Here is a 24,335-nt window from a genome sequence, read left to right on the forward strand (position 1 = left end):
CAGAGCGTCCGCTGAGGCATTCCCACGCAGAGCGTGGGAACGATCGGGGTTTTGAGCAAAGCTGTGAACGCTGCGCCAGAGCCTTGTCGGACGATCGAACAAGCGTTTCATCGGGTTGATGGCCAATTGCTTACTTTGTCAGTGCGTTCTTCTGCGCAATCAGTACAATCGCCGCATTTGCCCGACCGAGAATGGACGCAATCCGCGTTGGGTGGCCACGAGAAATCCCATGCTCATCGGTAGTTATTCCTCCACCCTGGTTTTCATTTCGTTGTGCGTGGCGATTCTCGCTTCCTACACCGCGCTCGACCTCACCGGTCGCATTGCCACGGCCAAGGGCCGTGCGGTGCATTTCTGGACCGCCGGCGGTGCGTTTGCCATGGGCATCGGCGTCTGGTCGATGCACTTCATTGGCATGCTCGCCTTCAAGCTGCCGATCGATCTGGGCTACGACATCACTCTGACCGCGCTGTCACTGCTGATCGCGGTGTTGTCCTGCGGGTTTGCCTTGTGGCTGGTCAGCCAGCCAAAACTGCCGATTCTGCAACTGGCGTTCGGCGCGCTGATCATGGGCGCCGGCATCAGTGCCATGCACTACACCGGCATGGCGGCGATGCGCATGACCCCGGGAATCGACTACGACCCGACACTGTTTGGCGCGTCGTTGCTGATCGCCGTCGGTGCGTCGGCGGCGGCGCTGTGGATCGCCTTTCGCCTGCGTCAGCACTCTCCTTATGTGCGCCTGATTCGTGGCGGCGCAGCGATCATCATGGGCATCGCCATTGTCGGCATGCATTACACCGGCATGGCCGCCGCGCAGTTCCCCGACGGCAGTTTCTGTGGCGCCACCGTCAATGGCTTGAAGGGTAATGGCCTCGACAGCCTGGTGTTGATCACCACGCTGGCGGTGCTGTCGATTGCCTTGCTGACCTCGATTCTCGACGCGCGCCTCGAAGCGCGCACCGCTGATCTCGCGCACTCGCTGACCGTGGCCAACCGCGAACTCACCCAATTAGCCCTGCACGACACCCTGACCGGCCTGCCGAACCGCATGCTGCTGGACGACCGGATCAATCAGGCGATGAAAAAGGTCAACGAGCAGGGCGGCTGTTTTGCCTTGATGTTCATCGATCTGGACGGCTTCAAACCGGTCAATGATGCGTTCGGTCATCACATGGGCGATCAGTTGTTGCGCGAAGTCGGTGTGCGTCTGCGTGAAGACTTGCGCAGCCTCGACACACTGGCGCGGATCGGTGGCGATGAGTTCGTGTTGCTGGTGCGTCTGAGCGAACCCAATGATGCGCTGGGGCTGGCGGCACGCCAGGTCGGCCTGATCGCGCAGTCATTCCGCGTCGCCGAACATGACTTGCAGATTTCTGCCAGCGTCGGCATCGCGCTGTACCCGGGCAATGGCCAGACCGCGCAGGAACTGCTGATGAATGCTGACGCGGCGATGTACCACGCCAAGGGCGGCGGCAAAAACGGTTACAGCTTCTTCGATGCGTCGATGAACAACAACGCACGCAAGCAGTTGCAGTTGTTACAGGACCTGCGTGCGGCACTGGAACACAGCCAGTTCAGCTTGCATTACCAGCCCAAGTTCGACGCCGCCAACGGCCGCCCGGTGGGGGCTGAAGCGCTGCTGCGCTGGCAGCACCCGATTCACGGCATGCTGATGCCGGACAAGTTTATCGACCTGGCCGAAAAATCCGGCCTGATCATCCCGATCGGCGACTGGGTGCTCAATGAAGCCTGTCGGCAGATGCGCGAGTGGTTCGTGCTCGGTTACACCGATTGGCGTATCGCCGTGAACCTGTCGGCGTTGCAGTTCTGCCACACCGGGCTGGTGCGCAGCGTGGCCAAGGCCTTGGCCACTCACCACTTGCCGGCCAACAGCCTGACTCTGGAAATCACCGAAACCACGGCCATGAGCGATGCCGATGCAAGCATGACGGTATTGCAGGAGTTGTCGGACATGGGCGTCGACCTGTCGATCGATGACTTCGGCACCGGTTATTCGAGCCTGATGTACCTCAAGCGCTTACCGGCCAATGAGCTGAAGATCGACCGGGGTTTTGTGCGCGATCTGGAGCATGACAGTGACGATGCAGCGATTGTTTCGGCGATCGTTGCGCTGGGTCAGGCGCTCGGTTTGCGCATTGTCGCCGAAGGTGTTGAAACCGGTGTGCAACAGGCGTTTCTGACTGAGCTGGGGTGTGATTCGTTGCAGGGTTATCTGCTGGGGCATCCGATGCCGGCGGACAAATTCATGCAGGATATTGCGCGCAGTCAGGCACTGGTGGCGGTCTGATCGACCGCGTTATCGTTCTTCGCGAGCAGGCTCGCTCCCACATTTGGAATGCATACCCCCTGTGGGAGCGACGGTGCGACGATTCGACCTGCTCGCGAAGGCGTCCGGCCAGACACAACAGAGCTCATGCAAAACCCGTCAATGGCGGTTATTCTCCCTCCCGACTGTTACGTGTGCATTGGGGGGAGAAAGGCCAGCATGGATAAAGTCATTGTGATCACCGGAGGCGGGCGCGGGATTGGCGCCGCTACGGCGCTGTTGGCTGCCGAGCAAGGCTATCGGATCTGCATCAACTATCAGTCGGATGAACAGGCTGCGCAAAGCGTGCTGGAGCAAGTCCGCGCATTGGGCGTCCAAGCCATCGCCGTGCGCGCCGACGTCAGCATCGAAGACGAAGTGATCGCGCTGTTCCATCGGGTCGACACCGAGTTGGGCCGGGTCACCGCACTGGTGAACAACGCTGGCACCGTCGGGCAAAAGTCGCGGGTCGACGAAATGTCCGAATTCCGCATTCTGAAAATCATGAAAACCAATGTCCTGGCACCGATCCTCTGTGCCAAGCACGCGATCTTGCGCATGTCGCCCAAGCACGGCGGGCAGGGCGGCAGTATCGTCAACGTGTCGTCGGTGGCCTCGCGTCTTGGTTCGCCCAACGAATACGTTGATTACGCCGCGTCCAAAGGTGCGCTCGACACCTTCACCATCGGTTTGTCCAAGGAAGTGGCGGGCGAGGGGATTCGCGTCAACGCGGTGCGCCCGGGTTACATCTATACCGATTTCCACGCCTTGAGTGGCGATCCGGATCGGGTCAGTAAACTGGAGTCGGCGATTCCGATGGCCCGTGGCGGGCGGCCGGATGAAGTGGCGGAGGCGATTGTCTGGTTGTTGTCGGATAAGGCTTCGTATGCGACCGGGACATTTGTTGATTTGGGGGGCGGGCGCTGATCGTTGGGATTTGTGTTGCCTGATCCGGCCCCATCGCTGGCAAGCCAGCTCCCACAGGTTTCTGTGTCGTACACAACATACGCGGTGACATAGAACACTGTGGGAGCTGGCTTGCCAGCGATGGGGCCAGTGCAGTCAGCAACAATCTTTCAGAACGACCGCACAATCCGCCCCAACGTCTCCATGGCCTTTTCCGAATCCTCGGTCCAAGGGCTGCCGTAATTCAACCGAATACAATTCCTGAAGCGCTGCGTCGGCGAGAAGATCGGCCCCGGCGCGATGCTGATGCCTTGCGCCAGTGCCATCTGAAACAGCTTCAGCGAATCCATCTGCGGTGGCAGTTCCAGCCACAAGAAGTAGCCGCCTGCCGGTTGGCTGACCCGCGTCTGCGCCGGGAAATAACGGGCAATCGCCGCGAGCATCGCGCTCTGCTGTTCTTCCAGCGCATAACGCAGTTTGCGCAGATGCCGATCGTAGCCGCCGTGTTGCAGGTAGTCGGCAATCGCTGCTTGCGCGGGCATTGAGGCGCACAGCGAGGTCATCAGTTTCAGCCGCTCGATTTTCTGCGCGTAGCGTCCGGCGGCGACCCAGCCAATGCGATAGCCGGGGGCCAGGCTTTTGGCGAACGAGCCGCAGTGCATCACCAGGCCCTCAGTATCGAAGGCCTTGGCCGGTTTCGGTGCCTGTTGGCCGTAATAAAGTTCGGCGTAGACGTCGTCTTCAATCAGCGGCACCTGATGGTGGCGTAGCAGTTCTACCAGTTCCTGTTTTTTCGCTTCGGGCATGGTTGCGCCCATCGGGTTCTGGAAACTGGTCATGCACCAGCAGGCCTTGATCGGGTGACGTTCGAGGGTTTGCGCGAGCACGCCGAGGTCGATGCCATCGCGCGGATGCACGGGGATTTCCACGGCTTTGAGTTTCAGCCGTTCGAGCACTTGCAGGCTGGCGTAGAACGCCGGGGCTTCGATGGCCACCAGATCGCCGGGTTCGGTGACGGCTTGCAGGCACAGGTTCAGTGCTTCGAGGGCGCCGTTGGTGATCAGCAATTCTTCCATCGGCAGCATCAGGCCGCCGACCATGTAGCGCAGGGCGATCTGCCGGCGCAGTTGCGGATTGCCCGGCGACATGTCGGTGACGACCATACGCGGATCCATCTCGCGGGCGGCGCTGGCCAGCGAACGCGACAGGCGTTGCAGCGGGAACAGGGTGGGGCTGGGGAATGCCGAGCCGAAGGGGACGGTGCTCGGGTCCTTGATCGAATCAAGGACCGAGAACACCAGTTCGCTGACGTCGACTTCGGTGGAATCATTGACGTGGCTGCTGATCACCGGCTCCGAGAACGGGCTCGGCGCGTGCGTGTTGACGAAGTAGCCGGAGCGCGGCCGCGCGCGGATGAGGCCGCGGCGTTCGAGCAGATAATAGGCCTGGAACACCGTGGACGGGCTGACCCCGTAGGTCTGGCTGGCGTAACGCACCGAAGGCACGCGCTGGCCGGGGCCAAGGACGCCGGAGCGGATCAGTTCAGCGATGTCGTCGGCGAATTTTTCGTAGCGTTTCATCGAGGAGCCTTGGTGCTGGTTGAATAGGAGGGTGTCAGGGGAACTGCCCCTCACCCTAGCCCTCTCCCAGAGGGAGAGGGGACTGATTGGGGGATGCTTGCTAAATACACCGACCTGAAAGTGCTTTACTGAATCCACAATCGACTCGGCCTGAAAGTGCTTTGCTGAATCCACAATCGACTCGGCTTGATAGTGCTTTGCTGAATCCACAATCGATTCGGCTTGATAGTGTTTTGCTGAATCCACAATCGACTCGGTCTGTCAGGTCGATGTATAGCGACAGACACCTCGGTCGGCCCCCTCTACCCCTGGGAGAGGGCTGGGGTGAGGGAGCGGATTCTAACGGCTCAACGATTCATCGGCGCAACAAACCTGCTCTTCGCCACGCTGTAAACCTCAGGCTCATCGCTGTCGGCAATCTTGAAACTCAAGGTCTGCGAGCTGCTGGCCGGGCGCTCCGTGGTCATCGCCACCGACACCGGCACGTCGACGATCTCACCCGCCGCCAGGCTCAACTCGGTCTTGCCTTGCAACTGGAAGCCGTCGCCGTCGACCAGGCTCAGGTTGTAATCCTGACGCTGCTGGGTCTTGTTGATCACTTTGAGGCTATAGATGTTTTCGATCTGGCCCAAACCGTTCTCGCGGAACAATCCGCGATCCTTGGTCACGTCCAGCGAGACCATCGGCCGCTCGACCAACGCCAATGCCAATGCGCCGATCATCGCCACCAGCACCACGGTGTAACCGATCAAGCGCGGACGCAGCAGGTGGGTCTTGCCGCCCTGCAATTCACGCTCGGAACTGTAGCGGATCAGGCCGCGCGGGTAGTTCATCTTGTCCATGATCGAGTCACAGGCGTCGATGCACGCCGCGCAACCGATGCATTCCATTTGCAAGCCGTCACGAATGTCGATGCCGGTCGGACAAACCTGCACGCACAACTGGCAGTCGATGCAATCACCCAGGCCGGCTTCAACCGGTTTCACGTCGCGTTTACGCGGGCCACGGTTCTCGCCACGGGCCACGTCGTAGGAAATCGCCAGGGTGTCCTTGTCGAACATCACGCTCTGGAACCGCGCATACGGGCACATGTGCATGCACACCGCCTCGCGCAGCCAACCGGCGTTGATGTAAGTCGCAGCGGTGAAGAACAGCACCCAGAACAGGCTGACACCGCCGATTTGCAAGGTCAGCAATTCTTCAGCCAGTGGCCGGATCGGCGTGAAGTAACCGACGAAGGTCAGGCCGGTCAGTACGCTGATCGCCAGCCACAAGGTGTGCTTGGCCGCGCGCCGTGCCAGTTTGTTCAGGCTCCACGGCGCGGCTTGCAGTTTGATGCGTTGGTTGCGTTCGCCTTCGGTGATTTTCTCGCACCACATGAAGATCCATGTCCACGAACTCTGCGGGCAGGTGTAGCCGCACCAGACCCGGCCGGCAAACACGGTGATGGCGAACAGGCCGAACGCGGCGATGATCAGCAGCGCCGAGAGCAGGATGAAATCCTGCGGCCAGAACGTCGCGCCGAAGATATGGAATTTGCTTTCGGAAAGGTCCCAGAGCACCGCCTGACGTCCGCCCCAGTTCAGCCACACGGTGCCGAAAAACAGCACGAACAGAAATCCCGCGCCGCTCATGCGCAGGGTGCGGAACAGGCCGGTGAAGCTGCGGGTGTGGATCTGGTTGTCACTGGACTTGGCCGTCGCCTTCATTGGGCGTGCGGGCACCTTCTTTATATGAGGAGCAATAGTCGGGGATGCTTCTACGGTTCGGACGGGGATTTGTTCGCTCATGGTTATTCGCTCATCAGCCTCCATCAGGCCAGAGCACTATGAGCGTCGATCTGTTTGCATAACAGACTCAGGTATTTCAATAAAAAGCAGATCAGATGCGTTTCTGTGCAGCACCTGCGACAACTTGAAGCAGCCCGCAGACAAAGGCGCAAACGCCTATCGCAGACGTTTGCGCGGGGTGTTGATCAGGGTCAGTCAAATCACCGAATCACTCTCATCGGCTTTCAGGTGTTTGCGTCCGTCCTTGGCACCGGCAACGGTCAAGGCATCGGCTTCTTTTTCGCTGATGTAAACGCGCCGGCCTTCTATTTCCACGAACGACATGGATTTTTCGCTATCCGTCATGACTTCCAGGGTGTCGCAAATGCGAATTTCCTCGCCATGTTCAACGGTGAAAAAACACACTTTTTGTTCGGGATTGGATTCATCGACTCGAAGAGGCATGGGAGCAGTCCTTTTTTCAGGGAGGTCTGCAAGGTTAGGGCGCAGGCTGCGCCGATCGTTCTGCGCAACTGATTAATGGTCGCCGCTGTCCATCCTCTATAGACCCAATAACAAGGACTGCACGATGAACGCGTGGTGGCATGAAGTGTGGGAAACCCTGCAGGCGGAGTTCGCCGACGTTGGCGATGCTTCGCAATTGACGCGCATTACCGTGCGCCTGCTGATGGCGGCGATTCTGGGCGGCATTCTCGGGTTCGAGCGTGAGCACAAGGGCAAGGCTGCAGGTGTGCGCACGCACATGCTGGTAGCGCTTGGGGCCGCGCTGTTTGTGTTGGTGCCGCAGACTTCAGGGGCGGAATCCGATGCGATGAGCCGCGTGGTGCAAGGGGTTATAGCCGGGATCGGCTTTCTCGGTGCCGGGACTATCCTGAAAAACAAGGAAGGCGATGAGGGCCATGTCAAAGGCCTGACCACGGCTGCCGGGTTGTGGATGACGGCGGCCATTGGTGTTGCGGCTGGGTTGGGCAGGGAGGCAACGGCGCTGCTCAGTACCTTGCTGGCGCTGGGGATTTTCAGCGTGATGCCGCGCATCGTGAAGCTCTTCGAAAAGGACGAGGAAAAAACTGATGAACACTGAATGATCGTTGCCACGTTGATCGTTCCCACACTCTGCGTGGGAATGTCTCAATGGACGCTCCGCGTCCGCTTTGGGACGCGGAGCGTCGCGGGCTGCATTCCCACGCGGAGCGTGGGAACGATCAGTTATCGCAAGTCAGACGATGACGGGCGGCATCGTGCTTGGCGGTTCTTCCTTCGGTGGTGGCGTGGTGCCGGGCGGTTCCTGCTCCGGAACCGGTTGCGGCTCAGTCTCGGGCAAAGTGGGTTTGTCGATGTTCGGATCAGGCGTTTCGGCCGGAATCGGGATGTTCATCTGATGACCTCCGTGTGGCACATGGCGTGAGAAGTGCTTAAGTGGATTGACCACCCTGCACGCAATTCGATCCGCTTTTCTGACACGGTAATTTCATCTGAACTTTTCCCGGCGCCGGTCGCTCGGAACCTAAGTGAGTTCATTTCGGGGCAGGTGCTTCGTTGTGAACACTGATCCGGCACAAGAGCGTCCTTGGGGCGTTAAGGAGAGATGCTCAATGACTGCTGAAAGACCCTCAGAACTCAGCTACAACCCGCACATGCCGCTGTCGCAGGCGTTGCTGCTGCCGCGCATTGTCATTGAAAACACCATGCCGACGCTCGATGGCGGGCAGTTCGCCGTGAAGTCGATCGCCGGCCGCGAAGTGGTGGTCACCAGCAAGGTGTTTGCCGACGGTCACGACAAACTCGCCGTACGCATCCGCTGGCGCGAGGAAGGTGAGCAGACCTGGCAAAGCGAGGTCATGGCCGATCAGGGCAATAACGGCTGGCAAGGCCAGTTCCGCCCTGAACAGCAGGGGCGCTTCCTGTATTGCATCGAAGCGTGGATCGACCACTTCGCCAGTTTCCAGTATGAACTGGAGAAGAAACACAGCGCCGCCGTACCGGTTTCGCTGGAGTTGCAGGAAGGCCGCAGCATGGTGCAGCAGGCCGCCGAACGCAGCGAAGGTCAGCTCAGCGAACAGCTCGCCGCGTTGCACCACGAATTGTCCGGGCTGCTCGAAACCGAGCAGGTCGCGTTGTTTCTGCACTCGCGCAGTGCGCAATTGATGGCTGAAGCCGATCATCGCGCCTACTTGAGCGTCAGTCCTGAGTTCCCGGTGGACGTTGAACGCGAACTGGCCGAGTTTGCCAGTTGGTACGAACTGTTTCCGCGCTCGATCACCGACGATCCGCACCGTCACGGCACCTTCAATGACGTGCACGCGCGCTTGCCGATGATTCAGGACATGGGCTTCGACGTGCTGTACTTCACGCCGATCCACCCGATCGGCCGCGCCCATCGCAAGGGGCGTAACAATTCATTGACCGCCGGGCCGGATGATCCGGGCAGCCCTTATGCCATCGGCAGTGAGGAGGGCGGTCACGAGGCGATCCACTCGCAACTCGGCACCCGCGAAGACTTCCGGCGACTCGTTGCCGCTGCTGCCGATCATGGCCTGGAAATCGCCCTCGACTTCGCCATCCAGTGTTCCCAGGATCACCCGTGGCTCAAACAGCATCCGGGCTGGTTCAACTGGCGCCCCGACGGCACGATCAAATACGCGGAGAACCCGCCGAAGAAATACCAGGACATCGTCAACGTCGACTTCTATGCGCCGGACGCCATTCCAAGTCTGTGGGTCGAGCTTCGTGACATCGTCATTGGCTGGGTCGAGGAGGGCGTGAAGATCTTTCGCGTTGACAATCCACACACCAAACCGCTGCCGTTCTGGCAATGGCTGATCGCCGATGTGCGCGCGTTGTACCCGGAAGTGATCTTCCTCGCCGAAGCTTTTACCACGCCGGCAATGATGGCGCGGCTGGGCAAGGTCGGTTACACCCAGAGTTACACCTATTTCACCTGGCGCAATACCAAGGCTGAGCTGGCGACCTATTTCACCGAACTGAATGAATCGCCATGGCGCGAGTGTTATCGACCGAATTTCTTCGTCAATACGCCCGATATCAACCCGGCGTTCCTGCACGAATCCGGGCGTCCGGGTTTTTTGATCCGCGCCGCGCTGGCAACCATGGGTTCGGGCTTGTGGGGTATGTATTCGGGGTTCGAGCTGTGCGAGTCGGCGCCGGTGCCGGGCAAAGAGGAATACCTCGATTCGGAGAAATACGAGATCCGCGTCCGCGACTTCACTGCGCCCGGCAACATCATTGCCGAGATCGCCCAGCTCAATCGCATCCGCCGGCAGAACCCGGCGCTACACACGCATTTGGGCCTGAAGGTCTACAACGCCTGGAACGACAACATTCTGTATTTCGGCAAGCGCAGCTTTGACGGCAGCAATTTCATCCTGGTGGCGGTCAGCCTTGATCCGCACAACGTGCAGGAGGCGAATTTCGAACTGCCATTGTGGGAAATGGGCCTGCCTGATGACGCGACGACCCACGGCGAAGACTTGATGAACGGGCATCGCTGGGACTGGCATGGCAAATACCAGTTCATGCGCCTGGACCCGGCGTATCAGCCATTCGGCATCTGGCGAATCACTGCCACCTAAGCATTGCCCAAACCCCTGTAGGAGCTGCCGAAGGCTGCGATCTTTTAAAAGCAAGATCAAAAGATCGCAGCCTTCGGCAGCTCCTACAGGGGGATCAGCACAATCAGATTCTGTGCAGAAACGAATTTTTCAGGAGTTTCACATGGCGAAGAAACCCAAGGCAGCCACCTTTATCAAAGACCCGCTCTGGTACAAGGACGCGGTGATCTATCAAGTTCACGTCAAATCGTTTTTCGACTCCAACAATGACGGGATCGGCGACTTTCCCGGCCTGATCGCCAAACTCGATTACATCGCCGACCTCGGCGTCAATACCATCTGGCTGTTGCCGTTCTATCCCTCGCCACGTCGCGATGACGGCTACGACATCGCCGAATACCGCGGCGTGCACAGCGATTACGGGACCATGGCGGACGCCAAGCGCTTTATCGCCGAGGCGCACAAACGCGGCTTGCGGGTGATTACCGAACTGGTCATCAACCACACCTCCGACCAGCACCCGTGGTTCCAGCGTGCGCGCAAGGCCAAGCCCGGCTCGGCTGCACGGGACTTCTACGTGTGGTCGGATGACGACCAAAAGTACGACGGTACGCGAATCATTTTTCTCGACACGGAAAAGTCCAACTGGACCTGGGACCCGGTCGCCGGTCAGTACTTCTGGCACCGTTTCTATTCGCACCAGCCGGACCTGAATTTCGACAACCCGCAAGTGATGAAAGCCGTGCTCTCGGTGATGCGTTACTGGCTGGACATGGGCATCGATGGCCTGCGCCTCGACGCCATTCCGTACCTGATCGAGCGTGACGGCACCAACAACGAAAACCTGCCTGAGACCCACGACGTCCTCAAGCAGATCCGCGCAGAAATCGACGCCAATTACCCCGACCGCATGCTGCTCGCCGAGGCCAACCAATGGCCGGAAGATACTCAGCTGTACTTCGGCGATACCGATGCCGCGGGCCTCAACGGTGACGAATGCCACATGGCGTTCCACTTCCCGCTGATGCCGCGCATGTACATGGCGCTGGCCCAGGAAGATCGCTTCCCGATCACCGATATTCTGCGCCAGACCCCGGAAATTCCCGCCAATTGTCAGTGGGCGATTTTCCTGCGCAACCACGATGAGCTGACGCTGGAGATGGTCACCGACAAAGAACGTGACTATCTGTGGAACTACTACGCCGCTGACCGCCGTGCGCGGATCAACCTCGGTATTCGTCGGCGTCTGGCGCCGTTGATGGAGCGCGATCGCCGCCGCATCGAATTGCTCAACAGCCTGCTGCTGTCGATGCCCGGCACGCCGACGTTGTATTACGGCGATGAAATCGGCATGGGCGACAACATCTACCTCGGTGACCGCGACGGCGTGCGTACGCCGATGCAATGGTCGATCGACCGCAACGGTGGCTTCTCCCGCGCCGACCCGGCGAGTCTGGTGCTGCCGCCGATCATGGACCCGCAGTACGGCTATCTGTCGGTCAACGTCGAAACCCAGTCCGGCGATCCGCATTCGCTGTTGAACTGGACGCGCCGTCTGCTGGCGGTGCGCAAACAGTCCAAGGCTTTTGGCCGTGGCACCTTGAAAATGCTCTCGCCGAACAACCGTCGCGTGCTGGCTTACACCCGCGAATTCACCGATGTCGACGGCAAACACGAAATCATCCTGTGCGTGGCCAACGTATCGCGCAGTGCGCAAGCGGTGGAACTGGACCTGTCGGCCTACGTCGGCATGGTGCCGGTGGAGATGCTTGGCGGTAATGCGTTCCCGCCGATTGGCCAGTTGAATTTCCTTCTGACCCTGGCCCCGTACGGTTTCTATTGGTTCGCCCTGGCGGCGGAAAACCAGATGCCGAGCTGGCACGTGGAACCGGCGCAGAGCCTGCCGGACTTCACCACGCTGGTGCTGAAAAAACGCATGGAGGAACTGCTTGAAGCGCCGTCGCGTACGACGCTGGAGCAAAGCATCCTGCCGAGCTGGCTGCAGAATCGCCGCTGGTTTGCGGGCAAGGATGCGGCCATCGACAAAGTGCATCTGGCCTACGGCGTGCGTTTCGGCGATGCGCAGCATCCGGTGCTGCTCAGCGAAGTCGAAGTCACCAGCGGCGGGCAGACCAGTCGCTATCAACTGCCGTTCGGCTTTATTGCTGAAGATCAGGTTGGCCCGGCGTTGCCGCAGCAATTGGCCTTGTCCCGTGTACGCCGAGTGCGACAGGTCGGTCTGATCACCGATGCGTTCAGCCTCGAAGCGTTTATTCGTGCGGTGCTGCAAGGCATGCAGAACAACACGGTATTGGAGTCGAGTGAGGGTGAAATCCGCTTCGCACCGACGCCGCATCTGGAAAAACTCGGCCTCGGTGCAGAGTCGGAGGTGCGTTATCTGTCCGCCGAGCAATCGAACAGTTCGGTGGTGATCGGCAACAGCCTGGTGCTCAAGCTGATACGTAAAGTCGCTTCTGGCGTACACCCGGAACTGGAGATGAGTGCTTACCTGACCGAGGCCGGATTTGCCAATATCTCTCCGCTGCTCGGCTCGGTGATCCGCCGCGATGCCAATGGCGAAGACAATCTGCTGATGATCGCCCAAGGCTATCTAAGCAATCAGGGCGACGGCTGGGAATGGACGCAGAACAACCTCGAACGGGCGCTGCGCGATGAACTGGCCGATGCCATGTCCGAGCAGGAACAGCATTACAACGCCCTCGGCGAGTTGAAGGATTTTGCCGGCATGCTCGGTCAGCGTCTGGGCGAAATGCATGAAATGCTTGCCGCGCCTACGGACAATGCCGATTTCGCCCCGCAGGTGTCGACGGCCAAGGACATGCAGGCGACGGGCAAGGATGTCGTGGCCCAGGTCGAGCACGCCTTGAAACTGCTCAAGCAGCATCAGGGTGAACTCAGCGCAGCGGATCAGAAACTGGTGAAGCGGCTGGTCGACGAGAAAAAAACCATCCTCGCCCATGTGCAGGATCTGGCGAAAAAAGCCGTCGGCGGTTTGCGCATTCGCGTCCATGGCGATCTGCATTTGGGCCAGGTGCTGGTGATCAAGGGTGATGCCTATCTGATCGACTTCGAGGGCGAACCGGCGCGGCCATTGAGCGAGCGGCGTGGCAAACACAGTCCGTACAAAGATGTCAGCGGCGTGCTGCGCTCGTTCGATTATGCGGCGGCAATGACCATCAACGTGCACAACGTTGACCACAGCGCCGAGTCTGAAACCGCGCGGCGTCTGGTCGCCGAGCGTTATCTGCGTGAGGCCCGTGAGGCATTTGTGCAGGCATATCGCCGCGCGGCAGCTAGTCTTGATCATGCCTGGCAAGATCCTGAAGGTGCCGACGCAGCACTTGCGCTGTTCGGCCTGGAGAAGGCGGCCTATGAAGTGGCCTATGAAGCCGAAAATCGCCCCACGTGGCTGCCCGTGCCGTTGCACGGTTTGTATGGGTTATTGACGGGGCTTAAACCCTTTTCCGATCTTGGTGGAGAGTAGTCATGAGTTTCTCGAACAAGGAACAGGGTGCGGTCAAAGAAGCATTGCTGCCCTCGGCGAAAGATATCGATGCCTTGGTCCGCGCTGAACATCACGACCCTTTTTCCATTCTTGGCCCGCACGGCGATGGCGCTGGTGGGCAGTTCATTCGCGCTTATTTACCGGGTGCGTTGAGTGTCGTGGTGCTGGACAAGGACAGCGGCGAAGAACGCGGGCCACTGGAGCAGACTGAAACACCGGGGCTGTTTGTCGGCCATTTCGATCAGGCGCGGCCGTATCAGTTGCGCACGCGCTGGGCCGGCGGCGAGCAGGTTGCCGAGGATCCGTATAGCTTCGGCCAGTTACTCGGTGAAATGGATTTGTATCTGTTCGCCGAAGGCAATCACCGTGACCTCAGCGCCTGTCTCGGCGCGCAGCTGAAAACCGTGGACGGCGTCGACGGCGTTCGTTTCGCCGTGTGGGCGCCGAATGCCCGGCGCGTTTCGGTAGTGGGGGATTTCAACGTCTGGGATGGGCGCCGTCATCCGATGCGCTTGCGTCATCCGTCCGGGGTCTGGGAATTGTTCATCCCGCGCCTGCAAGCGGGTGAATTGTACAAATACGAGATTCTTGGCGCCCACGGGATTCTGCCGCTGAAGGCTGACCCGATGGCGCTGGCCACCAGTCTGCCGCCGGACACTGCGTCGAAAGTCGCCGAGCCGCTGCAAATCGACTGGCAGGATCACGACTGGATGAGCAGCCGCCGTGACCGTCACAAGCATTCGGCGCCGCTGTCGATCTATGAACTGCACGCAGGTTCGTGGCAATGCGAGCTGGATGATCTCGGCGAAGTGGCGCGACAGTACACCTGGCCGGAGTTGGCTGAACGGCTGATTCCCTACGTCAAGGAATTGGGTTTCACCCACATCGAACTGATGCCGATCATGGAGCACCCGTTCGGCGGTTCCTGGGGTTATCAGTTGCTCTCGCAATTTGCGCCGAGCGCGCGCTATGGCACGCCGGCGCAGTTTGCCGAATTCGTCGACGCCTGCCACCGGGCCGAGATCGGCGTGATTCTCGACTGGGTACCGGCGCATTTTCCAACCGACACCCATGGTCTGGCGCAGTTCGACGGCACAGCACTGTACGAGTACGGCAACCCGCTGGAAGGCTTCCATCAGGACTGGGATACGCTGATCTACAACCTCGGGCGCACCGAGGTGCACGGCTACATGCTGGCCTCGGGGCTGCACTGGTTGAAGCATTTCCATGTCGACGGCCTGCGCGTCGATGCGGTGGCTTCGATGTTGTACCGCGACTATTCGCGCAAGGCTGGCGAATGGGTGCCGAACCGCCACGGTGGCCGTGAGAATCTGGAAGCCATCGACTTCCTCCGGCATTTGAACGACGTGGTCGAACTGGAAGCACCGGGCGCGCTGGTCATCGCTGAAGAGTCCACCGCGTGGCCCGGTGTCAGCCAGAGCACGCAGCAGGGCGGCCTAGGGTTTGCCTACAAATGGAACATGGGCTGGATGCACGATTCGCTGCATTACATCCAGCAGGACCCGGTGTACCGCGCGCATCATCACAACGAGTTGAGTTTTGGTCTGGTTTACGCCTGGTCCGAGCGTTTCATCCTGCCGATCTCCCACGACGAAGTGGTGCACGGCAAGCATTCGCTGATCGACAAGATGCCGGGTGATCGCTGGCAGAAGTTCGCCAACTTGCGTGCTTACCTGAGTTTCATGTGGACTCACCCGGGCAAGAAGCTGTTGTTCATGGGCTGCGAGTTTGGCCAGTGGCGCGAGTGGAATCACGATCAGCAGCTGGACTGGTATCTGCTGCAGTACTCCGAGCACAAAGGCGTGCAGAAACTGGTTGGCGATCTCAATCGGCTGTATCGCGAGGAGCCGGCGCTGTACGACCAGGACGACGCGCCGCAGGGTTTTCAGTGGTTGATCGGCGACGATGCGATCAACAGCGTTTATGCTTGGCTGCGCTGGAGCAAGGACGGTAAACCGGTGCTGGTGGTGGCTAACTTCACGCCGGTGCCGCGTCAGGCCTATCGCGTCGGTGTTCCGTTTGCCGGGCGCTGGACTGAGCTGCTTAACAGCGATGCCGACACCTATGCCGGTTCCAATTACGGCAATGGCGGCGGGGCATTTACCGAGGAAGTGCCGAGTCATGGCCAGTCGTTGTCGCTGGAGTTGAATCTGCCGCCGTTGGCGGTGTTGATCCTTAAACCGGAGGGCTGATCCGAGACCGCGTCGCGGCCTTCGCGAGCAGGCTCGCTCCCACAGGGGAAATACATTTCAAATGTGGGAGCGAGCCTGCTCGCGAAGGCGCCAGTTCAGACACCTTCAAAATCCGGCTCACCGCTTACCAGCGCATCCGCACCCCAAGGCTGCCAATGATCCCGTTCAAATCATTGTCATCGACATCACTGCTGTAATCGGCACTGACATACAGACTCACCGCCGGCGTCACCCGTGCCACCAGGCCTAAACCCAGTTCGACGGTGGAGGACTTGCGGCTGCTGCTGATCTTGTCGACCTGATCCAGTGTCACGGTATTGCCGGTGTACACCGTGTGCCAGAGGTTGGTGCGCACGTAGGGTTCGACCGGCAGACCATTCAGGTCGTAACTGCCTTTCAAGCGTGCGCCGACGCGGCCGCTCCACGCCGTCAGATCGGAGGAAGAGGCATTGCCGGAACCGGCGTACGGCGTGTCTAGGGTGATGCGTTGATTGATCAATTGCGCCTGCGGTTCGACCACCCAGTTTTCACTCAGGCCAATCGGAAAACCGCCTTCGACCGAGAAGGTCATGGCGCTACCTTCTGTGGCTTGCCGCGCGCCTTGGCCGTTGCGACTGAAGCCGCTGACCCGGCCGCCGCTGGCGGATAAATCCACGTGCCAGCCCTGGGCGCCGATCAGGCTGTAATAAGCGCCAAGGCTTTGGCCTTGCAGATTGAGGGTGTCGCTGTTCGGGTCTGCCAGGGCGCGGCTGGTAAGCGGACCATTGCCATTGGCCTGAATCTGATTGACGCCGCCGATCAGTCCGATTTTCTGGGTATGGCTACCACTTTGCAGAGTCAACACGGCCGGCCCTTTGAAGTCGCCGCTGCCGGGCATTGCGTAGCCTGATGACAGCACATCGGTTTGCGCCTGCCGGGCGCTTCTGCCGTATAGCTCATCCCAGGCCGACGGTGCGAGGTCTTCGGTAATCAAGCGTGTGCCTTGCAGATCGGGCCGTGGGCTGAAGCGTTGCGGCCCGGGGGTGATGACGGTGGCAGGCAGCGTCATTACGGGTACATCCGCGCGATACCACGGGGTTGTTTCATCCGCCGCAGGACCGGCCTGCGCCTCCATGGATGAGCACAGCAAGATAGAACTCGACACTGTGCAGAAAGTGATTTTGATCTCGTGTGGGCTGATTGAAGTTCTCATGGAGGTCTACCTTGCAGGCGCATGCATTCTCTCTGTGTGGCGTCTCTCCTACCCCGAACGAGGGGCGACCGAATGGAGCGGGGCGAACCGTGGCCGCTCGATTTCGCGAGTGTCCGAAGGCTCGTCCCGGGTAGTGATTCCGGGGGTAGTAAGGTAGAGATAAGAAGAGTCGAGCGCGCCCGTCAAGAAATTGAACGATGAGCGGTAGTGGCAAAACAGGGTTTGCAAGCGTTTGTTTTTCTGCACATAACTAAGTGGTTGTTTGTATGGAAAAACGCAACGAAAGCCCCGGCGCAGAGGTGTTCAGTTACCGACAGATGGTCTGTCGGCAACGTTGAATCGTCGAATGAGCTGATCTATCGCGTCCTGCATTGCTGTCACTATTGCGGCTACAAGTGCACTTCGACCGCCAGTGGCAGATGATCCGACAGATGTGTCCACGGCTTGTTGCCGAGGATCCGTGGGTCATGGCTGCTGGCATTGCGCAGGTAGATCCGGTCAAGTCGCAACAACGGAAACCGCGCCGGGTAGGTCTTGGCCGGGCGCCCGTGATGACGCTCGAAGGCTTCGTGCAGGTAATCGCGACGGGCGAGGGCGGCGTTGCCCTGCAACTGCCAGTCGTTGAAGTCACCGGCGATGATCACCGGGGCATCGTCGGGCAGGGATTCGAGCAACTGGCAGAGCAGTTGCAACTGCAATTGCCGATGGCTTTCGAGCAGACTCAAATGCACGCAGATCGCATGAACCTCAGCGTGCCCCGGTACGTCGAGCACACAATGCAGCAGGCCACGGCGTTCGGGCCCAGTGATCGACACATCGAGGTTGCGGTATTCACGGATAGGGTATTTCGACAGCAGCGCATTGCCATGATGGCCGTCGGGGTAGACGGCGTTGCGCCCGTAGGCGAAATCGCTCCACATGCTGTCGGCGAGAAACTCGTATTGCGAGGTTTGCGGCCATTCGTTGTAGCGGTTCGAATGCCGTTCGTGTTCACCCACCACTTCCTGCAGAAACACCAGATCGGCCGAGGTGCTGCGCACCGCTTCGCGCAGCTCCGGCAGGATGAAGCGCCGATTGAGCGCGGTGAACCCCTTGTGGGTGTTGACCGTCAGCACCCTTAAACGATGGATGACGGGCGCGTCGACAACATGACGCTTGGGATCGCTGGACACGTTCACTCCTCTGGATTGCGGGCCGCTTATTCATGCGACTGATGGGGAGGGGCGGCAGTTCCTTTTGCTTGGGCGCGCGATCCATCTGTAGGAGCCGTCGAGTGAAACGAGGCTGCGATCTTTTGATTCTGCTTCTGCAAATCAAGATCAAAAGATCGCAGCCTGCGGCAGCTCCTACAGGGAATTTGTCAGACAAACACGATTTCATAGGGCAGGCGCATTCTTTCGAGAATCACCGGCGGCAGCATCGGCGCAATGCCGATCGCCGGTTCGCCCTTGAGCTGGCTCGCATACGCGTGGGTGGCGTGGCTTTTGCGCGCCACGGTCCAGGTGTCGAGGCGCAGTTTGCGCGCGCGTTCCCAAGGGATCAGTTGCTGCTCGCGCTCGGGCCAGTGCCAGGCCCAGACCGGTACGTCATGGAAGGTCGCGCCGGCCTGTTCCGCTGCTTGCGCACTGGCCCGGCCCACCGCTTCATGGTCATCGTTGCCATCGCCGCGCCAGGTGCTGAACACCACATCGCCAGGGCGCAGGTAGCGGCTGATGAACTCGGTCACTTGCGCTTGCTGTTCGCACAGGGCGTTGTCGGTGAAGCCGCCGCGCACCCATTTCAGGCTGTGCATCGGCAGGCCGAGGCGGCGCAGGGCTTCGACGCTTTCCTGTGGGCGGAACACGCTCAGGCGCTTTTCCGACCATTGTCGGGAACCCGGATGGCTGGCGCTGCCATCGGTGATCGAGAGCAATTGCAGCGGATGACCGAGGCTGGAGAGTAATTGCAGCAGGCCGCCGCAGGTGACCACTTCATCACCCGGATGCGGCGCGATGATCACGGCGCGGGCACCTTCGGGCACCAGGCTGCGAGTATTGATGACGGGAATGTTGTCCAGTTGTGCGGCGCTGTTCCATATTTGCGCCGGCAGACTGCTGTCGCTGAGGGATAACGGTTTCATGGTCTGACGTCCTTGTGTTGTCTCGCCCTCAGCCGTATGCGTGGCAATGATTGCCAGTCGCCGTCGACCCGTGAAGGCTGGTTGAATGCCTTGCGACGCTCCGAACCCTGGATTGCCGCGCAGCAGAGTATTGCTCATGAAGCGAAGTTCGTCGCGTCACAGATCAATCTGATCCGCTTTTTTTTGCTCTATCTGTGCCAGATTTCGCAGATAGTCACCAAAGCCACCGCGCGCACGACTGTCGAACCGCGCGCTGGTGAGCACTTGCGGGCGATGGCTCCAGGCGATGTTCGCGCCGTCCAGTTCCAGCTCCCGCACCAACTGTACATCTTCGTCGCAGGCCAACGGTTTAAAGCCCCCGGCCCAGCGATAGGCGTCGGCGCTGATGCCCAGATTGGCGCCGTGGATATGCCGATGGCCATCGCAGGCACGGTAATGTCGGTGATAGCGGATTTGCGCCGCTGTATCGAACGACTCATGCCAGCGTTCGACAGTGACGGTACCGCATACCGCGTCGGCGCCCAACCCCAGCTGCGCCACCAGCCAGTCGTCGGCCACGCGACTGTCGGCGTCCGAGCAGGAGATCCAGCGTGCGCCGCGTTCCAGCAACAGCTGTGCGCCGGCCGCCCGGGCCTGGCCGACATTGCGTGCATCGATGTGCAGGCTCAGCACCGGATAGCGACTGACAATCTGCGCCGAGCGGTCGGTGCAGCTGTCGAGCACCACCAACACTTCAACCTTTTCGCCAGCCAGCAAACCGTGGCGGCTGGCGCGCATGGCCGCGTTCAGGCAGTCGTCGAGCAATTCTTCCTCGTTGTGCGCCGGGATCAGAATACCGATCATCGCAAGCCCTCCAATGCCGCCACCGAGCGCGGTTCACGGCTCCAGACTTCAAGAATGAAGTCCGCTTCCTGATGCAAAACCACTCGCGGCAGATGCAGTTTTTCGTGGATCAGGTCGTGCACCTGCCGTGCATTCAACGGGCAGCCGTCGATGGGCGGACGCCAGTGACAGGCGAGGAACTGGCCGTCGGCAGTCAGGCAATCACTGGCCCGACGGATCACGTCTGTCAGATCTTCGCCATCGAGGTAGTAGCCGATCTCGCTAAATACGATCAGGTCGAATTTTTCCTCCGGCCAGTCGCCGGGAAGACGGTTTTGTCGCACTTCGGCGTGATCGAACAGGCTCAAACGGGTACGCGCCAGAGTCACTGCCGCACTGGCGGTGTCACAGCACAACAACCGATCGCAACGAGCGGCAAGTTCGGCGCTCAACTCACCATTGGCGCAGCCCGGTTCGAAGATGGCCCGATAGTGCGGGCGCGGCAGGGCGGCGAGGGTGATCGCGCGTTTGCGCTGCTCGTACCAGCGCTCGCGGAAGGCCCAAGGGTCATCGTTACCGGCAAACAGTCCGTCGAAATAGCGATCATCGACACTCATAGAAACACCACTTCGAAAGGCTGCAGCAGGCGATCGAGCACGTACGGCGCGAGCACCGGGACGAGTCCGGCGTCAGGGTCGCCTTCCAGTTGACTGGCGAAGGCGTGCACCGCGTGGCGCTTGCGCGCGACCTGCGCCGGCGTCAGGAGAATCTTGCGCGCCCGTTGCCACGGCACAAATGCGTCTTCCGGGGTTGCCCAGTGCCAGGTCCACACCGGCAGCTCATGGCAGGTCGCACCGACCCGGCGCGCAGCCTCGGCACTGGCGCGGCCGACCGCTTCGTGGTCGCAATGACCGTCCTCGCTCCACGTGGTGAACAGCACGTCGCCGGGACGCAGGTGACGCTCGATGAAATCGACCAACTGAGCTTCCTGAGCCGCGACCTGTGTGTCGGTGAAACCGCCACGCAGCCACTTCACGCGATGCATCGGCAGACCGAGGCGGCGCAGCGCTTCGGCGGACTCCTGCGGGCGTACCACGCTCAAACGCTCCACCGGCCAGCGACTGGAACCGGGGTGACTGGCGCTGCCGTCGGTCACCGAAATCAATTGCAGAGGCCGGCCGGCAGCGGCGAGCAATTGCAGCAAGCCACCACAACCGAGCACTTCGTCGTCCGGGTGCGGCGCGACGATAACCGCCCGTGCGCCCGGTGGCACCAGACTGAGGATGTCGATGCTGTCCAGCTCCGCCAGATGCCGCGAAGCCTGCCACTGATGCAGGCTGGTGCCCTGGCCGACAATCGGATTGGCTTTCATAGCGCCCATGCCTCCGCGGATTGCCCGGCCACCAATTGCCCGAGCGCGGCCAGATCACGTTCGGCATGACTCTGGCGCAGGAACACCGGCAGGTCGGCGCTGAGCCGGGCAAACTGCCGATCCTTGCAAAACGGCCCGGCGCCGAGCGCGCGGCCGACTTCACGCATCACCTGTTCGGCAGACTGCTCGACCACCGCGCGGGCACGGCGCGCGAGCAACTCGGCGTTGTCCTCGGGATGGGCATCAATGTGCAGCGCGCTGAACCGTAATACATCCGCCGCCGCTTGCAAGGCACTGTCGACCGCACCGAGATGGGCGAGCGCGTGCGGTTCCGGGCGTTGCCCACACTGGTTGCGCAAGGTTTCGGCGATTTGCCGTGCGGCGCCGTACCAGCATGCCGCTATGCCAATCCCGCCCTGCCAGAAACCGGCGCGTTGCAGATAGTCGCCGGGGTTGCCGATGGCCTGCGCTTCGGCGCCGTCGAACAGCACCTCAACACTGCCCGTGGCGCCCATGCCCACGGCTTGCCAACCCTGTTCAGTGACGGTGACGCCCGGTTGATCAAGGGCGACGGCGACCAGTTGTTGCTGATCATCGGCATCCCACGCGGTAAGCAAGGCATGGCTGAGCACGGCGGCACCGGAACACCACGCTTTGCGTCCATGCAGCGCCACCATGTGCCCGGCCGGACTGACTTTGACCCGTGCCTGCGGCGGTTCCGCCGCCCACATGCCCCACGTACTGCCCGGTGTCGGCGAGCCACCCAGTTGCTCGATGATCGCCAGTGCGTCGGTATGACCTTCGAACAATTTGCACAAACCCAGATCATGCCCACCGACCTCGGCCAGCCGCTGAAAGCGTTCCAGCGTGTGACCGCTGCCCGGCAACGGCAACCGATCCAGCCCGGCCTCGACCAGCGCCCGCAGGCAATTGCCGAGGGCTACGGTGTGCGGATAATCCGCCGGGCGTCGGGCGAGATAACTGTGCAGATCCATATCAATCTTCTTCATCACGTTGCAGTTCGAACAGCAGCAGCGAGCGCCCGGTGACCGAGTATTCGTGGCCGAAATCGAAGCGTTCCTGACCGCGAATCGACGGCTGATTGGTGTCGATCATGCACGTCCAGAAGCTGCCTTCCGGCACTTCCGGCAAAGTGAAATTGACGATGTCGTGATGGGCGTTGACCACCAGCAGCAGCGTCGCATCCGCACCTTTGCGGCGAATCCCGGTTTCCTGCGCGCGGCCATCGAGCAACATGCCCAGGCAGCGGTTGTGCGCGTCGTGCCAATGCTCGGTGGTCATCTCGGTGGCGTCCGGTGCCAGCCAGGTGACGTCCTTGACGCCGATGTCTTCGTTGTACTCGCCGACCAGGAAGCGCCCGCGACGCAGGATCGGATAGGCCATGCGCAACTTGATCAGGCGTTTGACGAATTTCAGCAGTGCCTTGCCGTCTTCGCTCAGGTCCCAGTTGACCCAACCGATCTCGCTGTCCTGGCAATAAGCGTTGTTGTTGCCGTCCTGGGTGCGGGCGAATTCATCGCCGGCGACGATCATCGGCGTGCCTTGAGCGAGCAGCAGGGTGGCGAAGAAGTTGCGCATCTGCCGATGGCGCAGGGCATTGATCTCGGGATCGTCGGTCGGGCCTTCGACACCGTGGTTCCACGACAGGTTGTTGTTGCTGCCGTCCTGATTGTTCTCGTCGTTGGCTTCGTTGTGTTTGTCGTTGTACGAGACCAGATCGTTGAGGGTAAAACCGTCGTGGGCGGTGATGAAGTTCACCGAGGAGTAAGGACGCCGCCCGCGCTGGTTGAACATCTCGCCAGAAGCGGTCATGCGACTGGCGAAATCGGCGACCTGGCCGTCGTCGCCTTTCCAGAAGGCGCGCACGGTGTCGCGGAACTTGTCGTTCCACTCGACCCAGCCCGGCGGGAAGTTGCCCACCTGATAGCCGCCGGGGCCGCAGTCCCACGGTTCGGCGATCATCTTCACCTGACGCAGCACCGGGTCCTGACGGCAGGCGACGAGGAAGCTGTGCCGCTCGTCGAAGCCGTCGTGATAACGGCCGAGAATGGTCGCCAGATCGAAGCGGAAACCGTCGACGTGCATCTCGCTGGCCCAGTAGCGCAAAGAGTCGGTGACCATTTGCAGCACGCACGGGTGGCTCAGGTCGAGGGTGTTGCCGGTGCCGGAATCGTTGATGTAGTAGCGCTTGTCGTCGGGCATCAAGCGGTAGTACGAGGCGTTGTCGATGCCGCGCATCGACAGGGTCGGGCCTTGCTCGTTGCCCTCGGCGGTGTGGTTGTAGACCACGTCGAGGATCACTTCGAGGTTGGCTTCGTGCAGGTGCGCGACCATCTCCTTGAACTCGGCAATCTTGCCGCTGGCTAGATAGCGCGGGTCAGGGGCGAAAAAAGCGATGCTGTTGTAGCCCCAGTAATTGGTCATGCCTTTGTGCAGCAGATGCTGATCGTTGACGAAGGCGTGGATCGGCAGCAGTTCGACGGTGGACACACCGAGCTTGCGAATGTGTTCAAGCACATCGTCAACCATCAGCCCGGCGAAAGTGCCGCGTACGTTCTCCGGCACCGAGGGGTGACGCATGCTGATGCCGCGCACGTGGGTTTCATAAATGATGGTTTTGTCCCACGGCACGCTGACGCGGTGGTCGTTGCCCCAGGTGTGCGCCGGGTCGATGACTTTGCACTTGGGTACAAATGGAGCGCTGTCGCGTTCATCGAAACTGAGGTCGGCGTCGGGGTGGCCGATGGTGTAGCCGAACAGCGCTTCCGACCATTTCAACTGGCCGACCAGTTGCTTGGCGTACGGGTCGATGAGCAATTTGTTGTGGTTGAAGCGGTGACCGTTGGCCGGGTCGTACGGGCCGTAGACGCGGTAGCCGTAAATCAGCCCCGGGTGC

At 60.6% G+C, this 24,335-nt stretch carries 18 protein-coding genes; 6 read left to right on the plus strand and 12 right to left on the minus strand.

Annotated features, from left to right (window positions below; translation table 11 throughout):
• Positions 1–229: 229 nt before the first annotated feature.
• Both M5G26_RS12295 and M5G26_RS12300 read left to right on the plus strand, forming a co-directional pair.
• Positions 230–2,311 carry a putative bifunctional diguanylate cyclase/phosphodiesterase gene (locus M5G26_RS12295; RefSeq protein ID WP_273915482.1) on the plus strand — a complete coding sequence of 694 codons (2,082 nt, stop codon included), beginning with the start codon at positions 230–232 and terminating at the stop codon, positions 2,309–2,311.
• A gap of 198 nt (positions 2,312–2,509) precedes the next feature.
• Positions 2,510–3,256: an SDR family oxidoreductase gene (locus M5G26_RS12300; RefSeq protein ID WP_273915484.1), complete on the plus strand. Its 747-nt coding sequence runs from the start codon at positions 2,510–2,512 to the stop codon at positions 3,254–3,256.
• A gap of 149 nt (positions 3,257–3,405) precedes the next feature.
• Here the strand turns inward: M5G26_RS12300 and mapR are convergent, their stop codons facing one another.
• The 3 genes from mapR to M5G26_RS12315 form a co-directional block, all read right to left on the minus strand.
• Entirely contained in the window at positions 3,406–4,815 is a 1,410-nt protein-coding gene (gene mapR, locus M5G26_RS12305) for a GntR family transcriptional regulator MpaR (protein ID WP_016985121.1), read from the minus strand.
• Between the two features lie 347 nt (positions 4,816–5,162).
• Entirely contained in the window at positions 5,163–6,605 is a 1,443-nt protein-coding gene (ccoG, locus tag M5G26_RS12310; protein ID WP_273915485.1) for a cytochrome c oxidase accessory protein CcoG, read from the minus strand.
• Positions 6,606–6,800: 195 nt separating this feature from the next.
• Positions 6,801–7,049, minus strand: a complete 249-nt coding sequence (locus M5G26_RS12315; RefSeq protein WP_064391076.1) for a DUF3203 family protein — start codon at positions 7,047–7,049, stop codon at positions 6,801–6,803.
• A 124-nt stretch (positions 7,050–7,173) separates the two neighbouring features.
• Between M5G26_RS12315 and M5G26_RS12320 the strand changes: the two genes are divergently transcribed.
• Positions 7,174–7,686, plus strand: coding sequence for an MgtC/SapB family protein (locus M5G26_RS12320; RefSeq protein ID WP_273915487.1), 513 nt, complete (start codon positions 7,174–7,176; stop codon positions 7,684–7,686).
• A 135-nt stretch (positions 7,687–7,821) separates the two neighbouring features.
• Here the strand turns inward: M5G26_RS12320 and M5G26_RS12325 are convergent, their stop codons facing one another.
• On the minus strand, positions 7,822–7,980 hold the full coding sequence (locus M5G26_RS12325) for a hypothetical protein (RefSeq protein ID WP_164979430.1): 159 nt from the start codon (positions 7,978–7,980) through the stop codon (positions 7,822–7,824).
• A 217-nt stretch (positions 7,981–8,197) separates the two neighbouring features.
• Here M5G26_RS12325 and M5G26_RS12330 point away from each other — a divergent pair, with 217 nt between their 5' ends.
• From M5G26_RS12330 to glgB, 3 genes are all read left to right on the plus strand, one after another.
• Complete coding sequence (locus M5G26_RS12330) at positions 8,198–10,195, plus strand: alpha-1,4-glucan--maltose-1-phosphate maltosyltransferase (RefSeq protein WP_273915488.1); 1,998 nt, start codon at positions 8,198–8,200, stop codon at positions 10,193–10,195.
• A 142-nt stretch (positions 10,196–10,337) separates the two neighbouring features.
• A complete protein-coding gene (treS, locus tag M5G26_RS12335; RefSeq protein WP_273915489.1) occupies positions 10,338–13,679 on the plus strand; it encodes a maltose alpha-D-glucosyltransferase in 3,342 nt (1,113 codons plus the stop codon).
• A gap of 2 nt (positions 13,680–13,681) precedes the next feature.
• The gene (gene glgB / locus M5G26_RS12340; protein WP_273915490.1) at positions 13,682–15,913 is read left to right on the plus strand and encodes a 1,4-alpha-glucan branching protein GlgB; all 2,232 of its coding nucleotides are present in this window, start codon (positions 13,682–13,684) and stop codon (positions 15,911–15,913) included.
• A 124-nt stretch (positions 15,914–16,037) separates the two neighbouring features.
• On the opposite strand, the gene M5G26_RS12345 is transcribed toward glgB, so the two are convergent.
• The 8 genes from M5G26_RS12345 to glgX all read right to left on the minus strand — a co-directional run.
• On the minus strand, positions 16,038–17,105 hold the full coding sequence (locus tag M5G26_RS12345; RefSeq protein WP_150692633.1) for an autotransporter domain-containing protein: 1,068 nt from the start codon (positions 17,103–17,105) through the stop codon (positions 16,038–16,040).
• Positions 17,106–17,494: 389 nt separating this feature from the next.
• Entirely contained in the window at positions 17,495–18,277 is a 783-nt protein-coding gene (locus M5G26_RS12350) for an endonuclease/exonuclease/phosphatase family protein (protein ID WP_016985207.1), read from the minus strand.
• A 188-nt stretch (positions 18,278–18,465) separates the two neighbouring features.
• Positions 18,466–19,224 (minus strand): PIG-L deacetylase family protein, encoded by a 759-nt coding sequence (locus M5G26_RS12355; protein ID WP_134177094.1) that lies wholly within the window; start codon positions 19,222–19,224, stop codon positions 18,466–18,468.
• 156 nt (positions 19,225–19,380) lie between these two features.
• A complete protein-coding gene (locus M5G26_RS12360) occupies positions 19,381–20,067 on the minus strand; it encodes a glycosyltransferase (protein WP_134177093.1) in 687 nt (228 codons plus the stop codon).
• Positions 20,064–20,663 (minus strand): SAM-dependent methyltransferase, encoded by a 600-nt coding sequence (locus tag M5G26_RS12365; protein WP_273915491.1) that lies wholly within the window; start codon positions 20,661–20,663, stop codon positions 20,064–20,066. Before M5G26_RS12365 ends, M5G26_RS12360 begins: the two co-directional genes overlap by 4 nt.
• Positions 20,660–21,418, minus strand: a complete 759-nt coding sequence (locus tag M5G26_RS12370) for a PIG-L deacetylase family protein (protein WP_273915492.1) — start codon at positions 21,416–21,418, stop codon at positions 20,660–20,662. The genes M5G26_RS12365 and M5G26_RS12370 overlap by 4 nt, the downstream gene beginning before the upstream one ends.
• On the minus strand, positions 21,415–22,413 hold the full coding sequence (locus tag M5G26_RS12375) for an acyl-CoA dehydrogenase family protein (protein ID WP_273915493.1): 999 nt from the start codon (positions 22,411–22,413) through the stop codon (positions 21,415–21,417). The genes M5G26_RS12370 and M5G26_RS12375 overlap by 4 nt, the downstream gene beginning before the upstream one ends.
• Position 22,414: 1 nt before the next feature.
• On the minus strand, positions 22,415–24,335 hold a 1,921-nt coding region (glgX, locus tag M5G26_RS12380; RefSeq protein ID WP_273915494.1), incomplete at its 5' end, for a glycogen debranching protein GlgX.

The organism is Pseudomonas sp. TNT2022 ID642 (assembly GCF_028656995.1).
In the GTDB taxonomy this organism is placed as follows: Bacteria; Pseudomonadota; Gammaproteobacteria; order Pseudomonadales; family Pseudomonadaceae; genus Aquipseudomonas.

What these genes read in the sequence shown, in the direction of transcription:
- ccoG (WP_273915485.1), bottom strand. Translation starts at nt 6,605, where the DNA reads ATGAGCGAACAAATCCCCGTCCGAACCGTAGAAGCATCCCCGACTATT.
- treS (WP_273915489.1), top strand. Translation starts at nt 10,338, where the DNA reads ATGGCGAAGAAACCCAAGGCAGCCACCTTTATCAAAGACCCGCTCTGG.
- mapR (WP_016985121.1), bottom strand. Translation starts at nt 4,815, where the DNA reads ATGAAACGCTACGAAAAATTCGCCGACGACATCGCTGAACTGATCCGC.
- M5G26_RS12300 (WP_273915484.1), top strand. Translation starts at nt 2,510, where the DNA reads ATGGATAAAGTCATTGTGATCACCGGAGGCGGGCGCGGGATTGGCGCC.
- M5G26_RS12320 (WP_273915487.1), top strand. Translation starts at nt 7,174, where the DNA reads ATGAACGCGTGGTGGCATGAAGTGTGGGAAACCCTGCAGGCGGAGTTC.
- M5G26_RS12325 (WP_164979430.1), bottom strand. Translation starts at nt 7,980, where the DNA reads ATGAACATCCCGATTCCGGCCGAAACGCCTGATCCGAACATCGACAAA.
- M5G26_RS12315 (WP_064391076.1), bottom strand. Translation starts at nt 7,049, where the DNA reads ATGCCTCTTCGAGTCGATGAATCCAATCCCGAACAAAAAGTGTGTTTT.
- M5G26_RS12295 (WP_273915482.1), top strand. Translation starts at nt 230, where the DNA reads ATGCTCATCGGTAGTTATTCCTCCACCCTGGTTTTCATTTCGTTGTGC.
- M5G26_RS12330 (WP_273915488.1), top strand. Translation starts at nt 8,198, where the DNA reads ATGACTGCTGAAAGACCCTCAGAACTCAGCTACAACCCGCACATGCCG.
- M5G26_RS12375 (WP_273915493.1), bottom strand. Translation starts at nt 22,413, where the DNA reads ATGGATCTGCACAGTTATCTCGCCCGACGCCCGGCGGATTATCCGCAC.
- M5G26_RS12355 (WP_134177094.1), bottom strand. Translation starts at nt 19,224, where the DNA reads ATGAAACCGTTATCCCTCAGCGACAGCAGTCTGCCGGCGCAAATATGG.
- M5G26_RS12345 (WP_150692633.1), bottom strand. Translation starts at nt 17,105, where the DNA reads ATGAGAACTTCAATCAGCCCACACGAGATCAAAATCACTTTCTGCACA.
- M5G26_RS12365 (WP_273915491.1), bottom strand. Translation starts at nt 20,663, where the DNA reads ATGAGTGTCGATGATCGCTATTTCGACGGACTGTTTGCCGGTAACGAT.
- glgB (WP_273915490.1), top strand. Translation starts at nt 13,682, where the DNA reads ATGAGTTTCTCGAACAAGGAACAGGGTGCGGTCAAAGAAGCATTGCTG.
- M5G26_RS12370 (WP_273915492.1), bottom strand. Translation starts at nt 21,418, where the DNA reads ATGAAAGCCAATCCGATTGTCGGCCAGGGCACCAGCCTGCATCAGTGG.
- M5G26_RS12360 (WP_134177093.1), bottom strand. Translation starts at nt 20,067, where the DNA reads ATGATCGGTATTCTGATCCCGGCGCACAACGAGGAAGAATTGCTCGAC.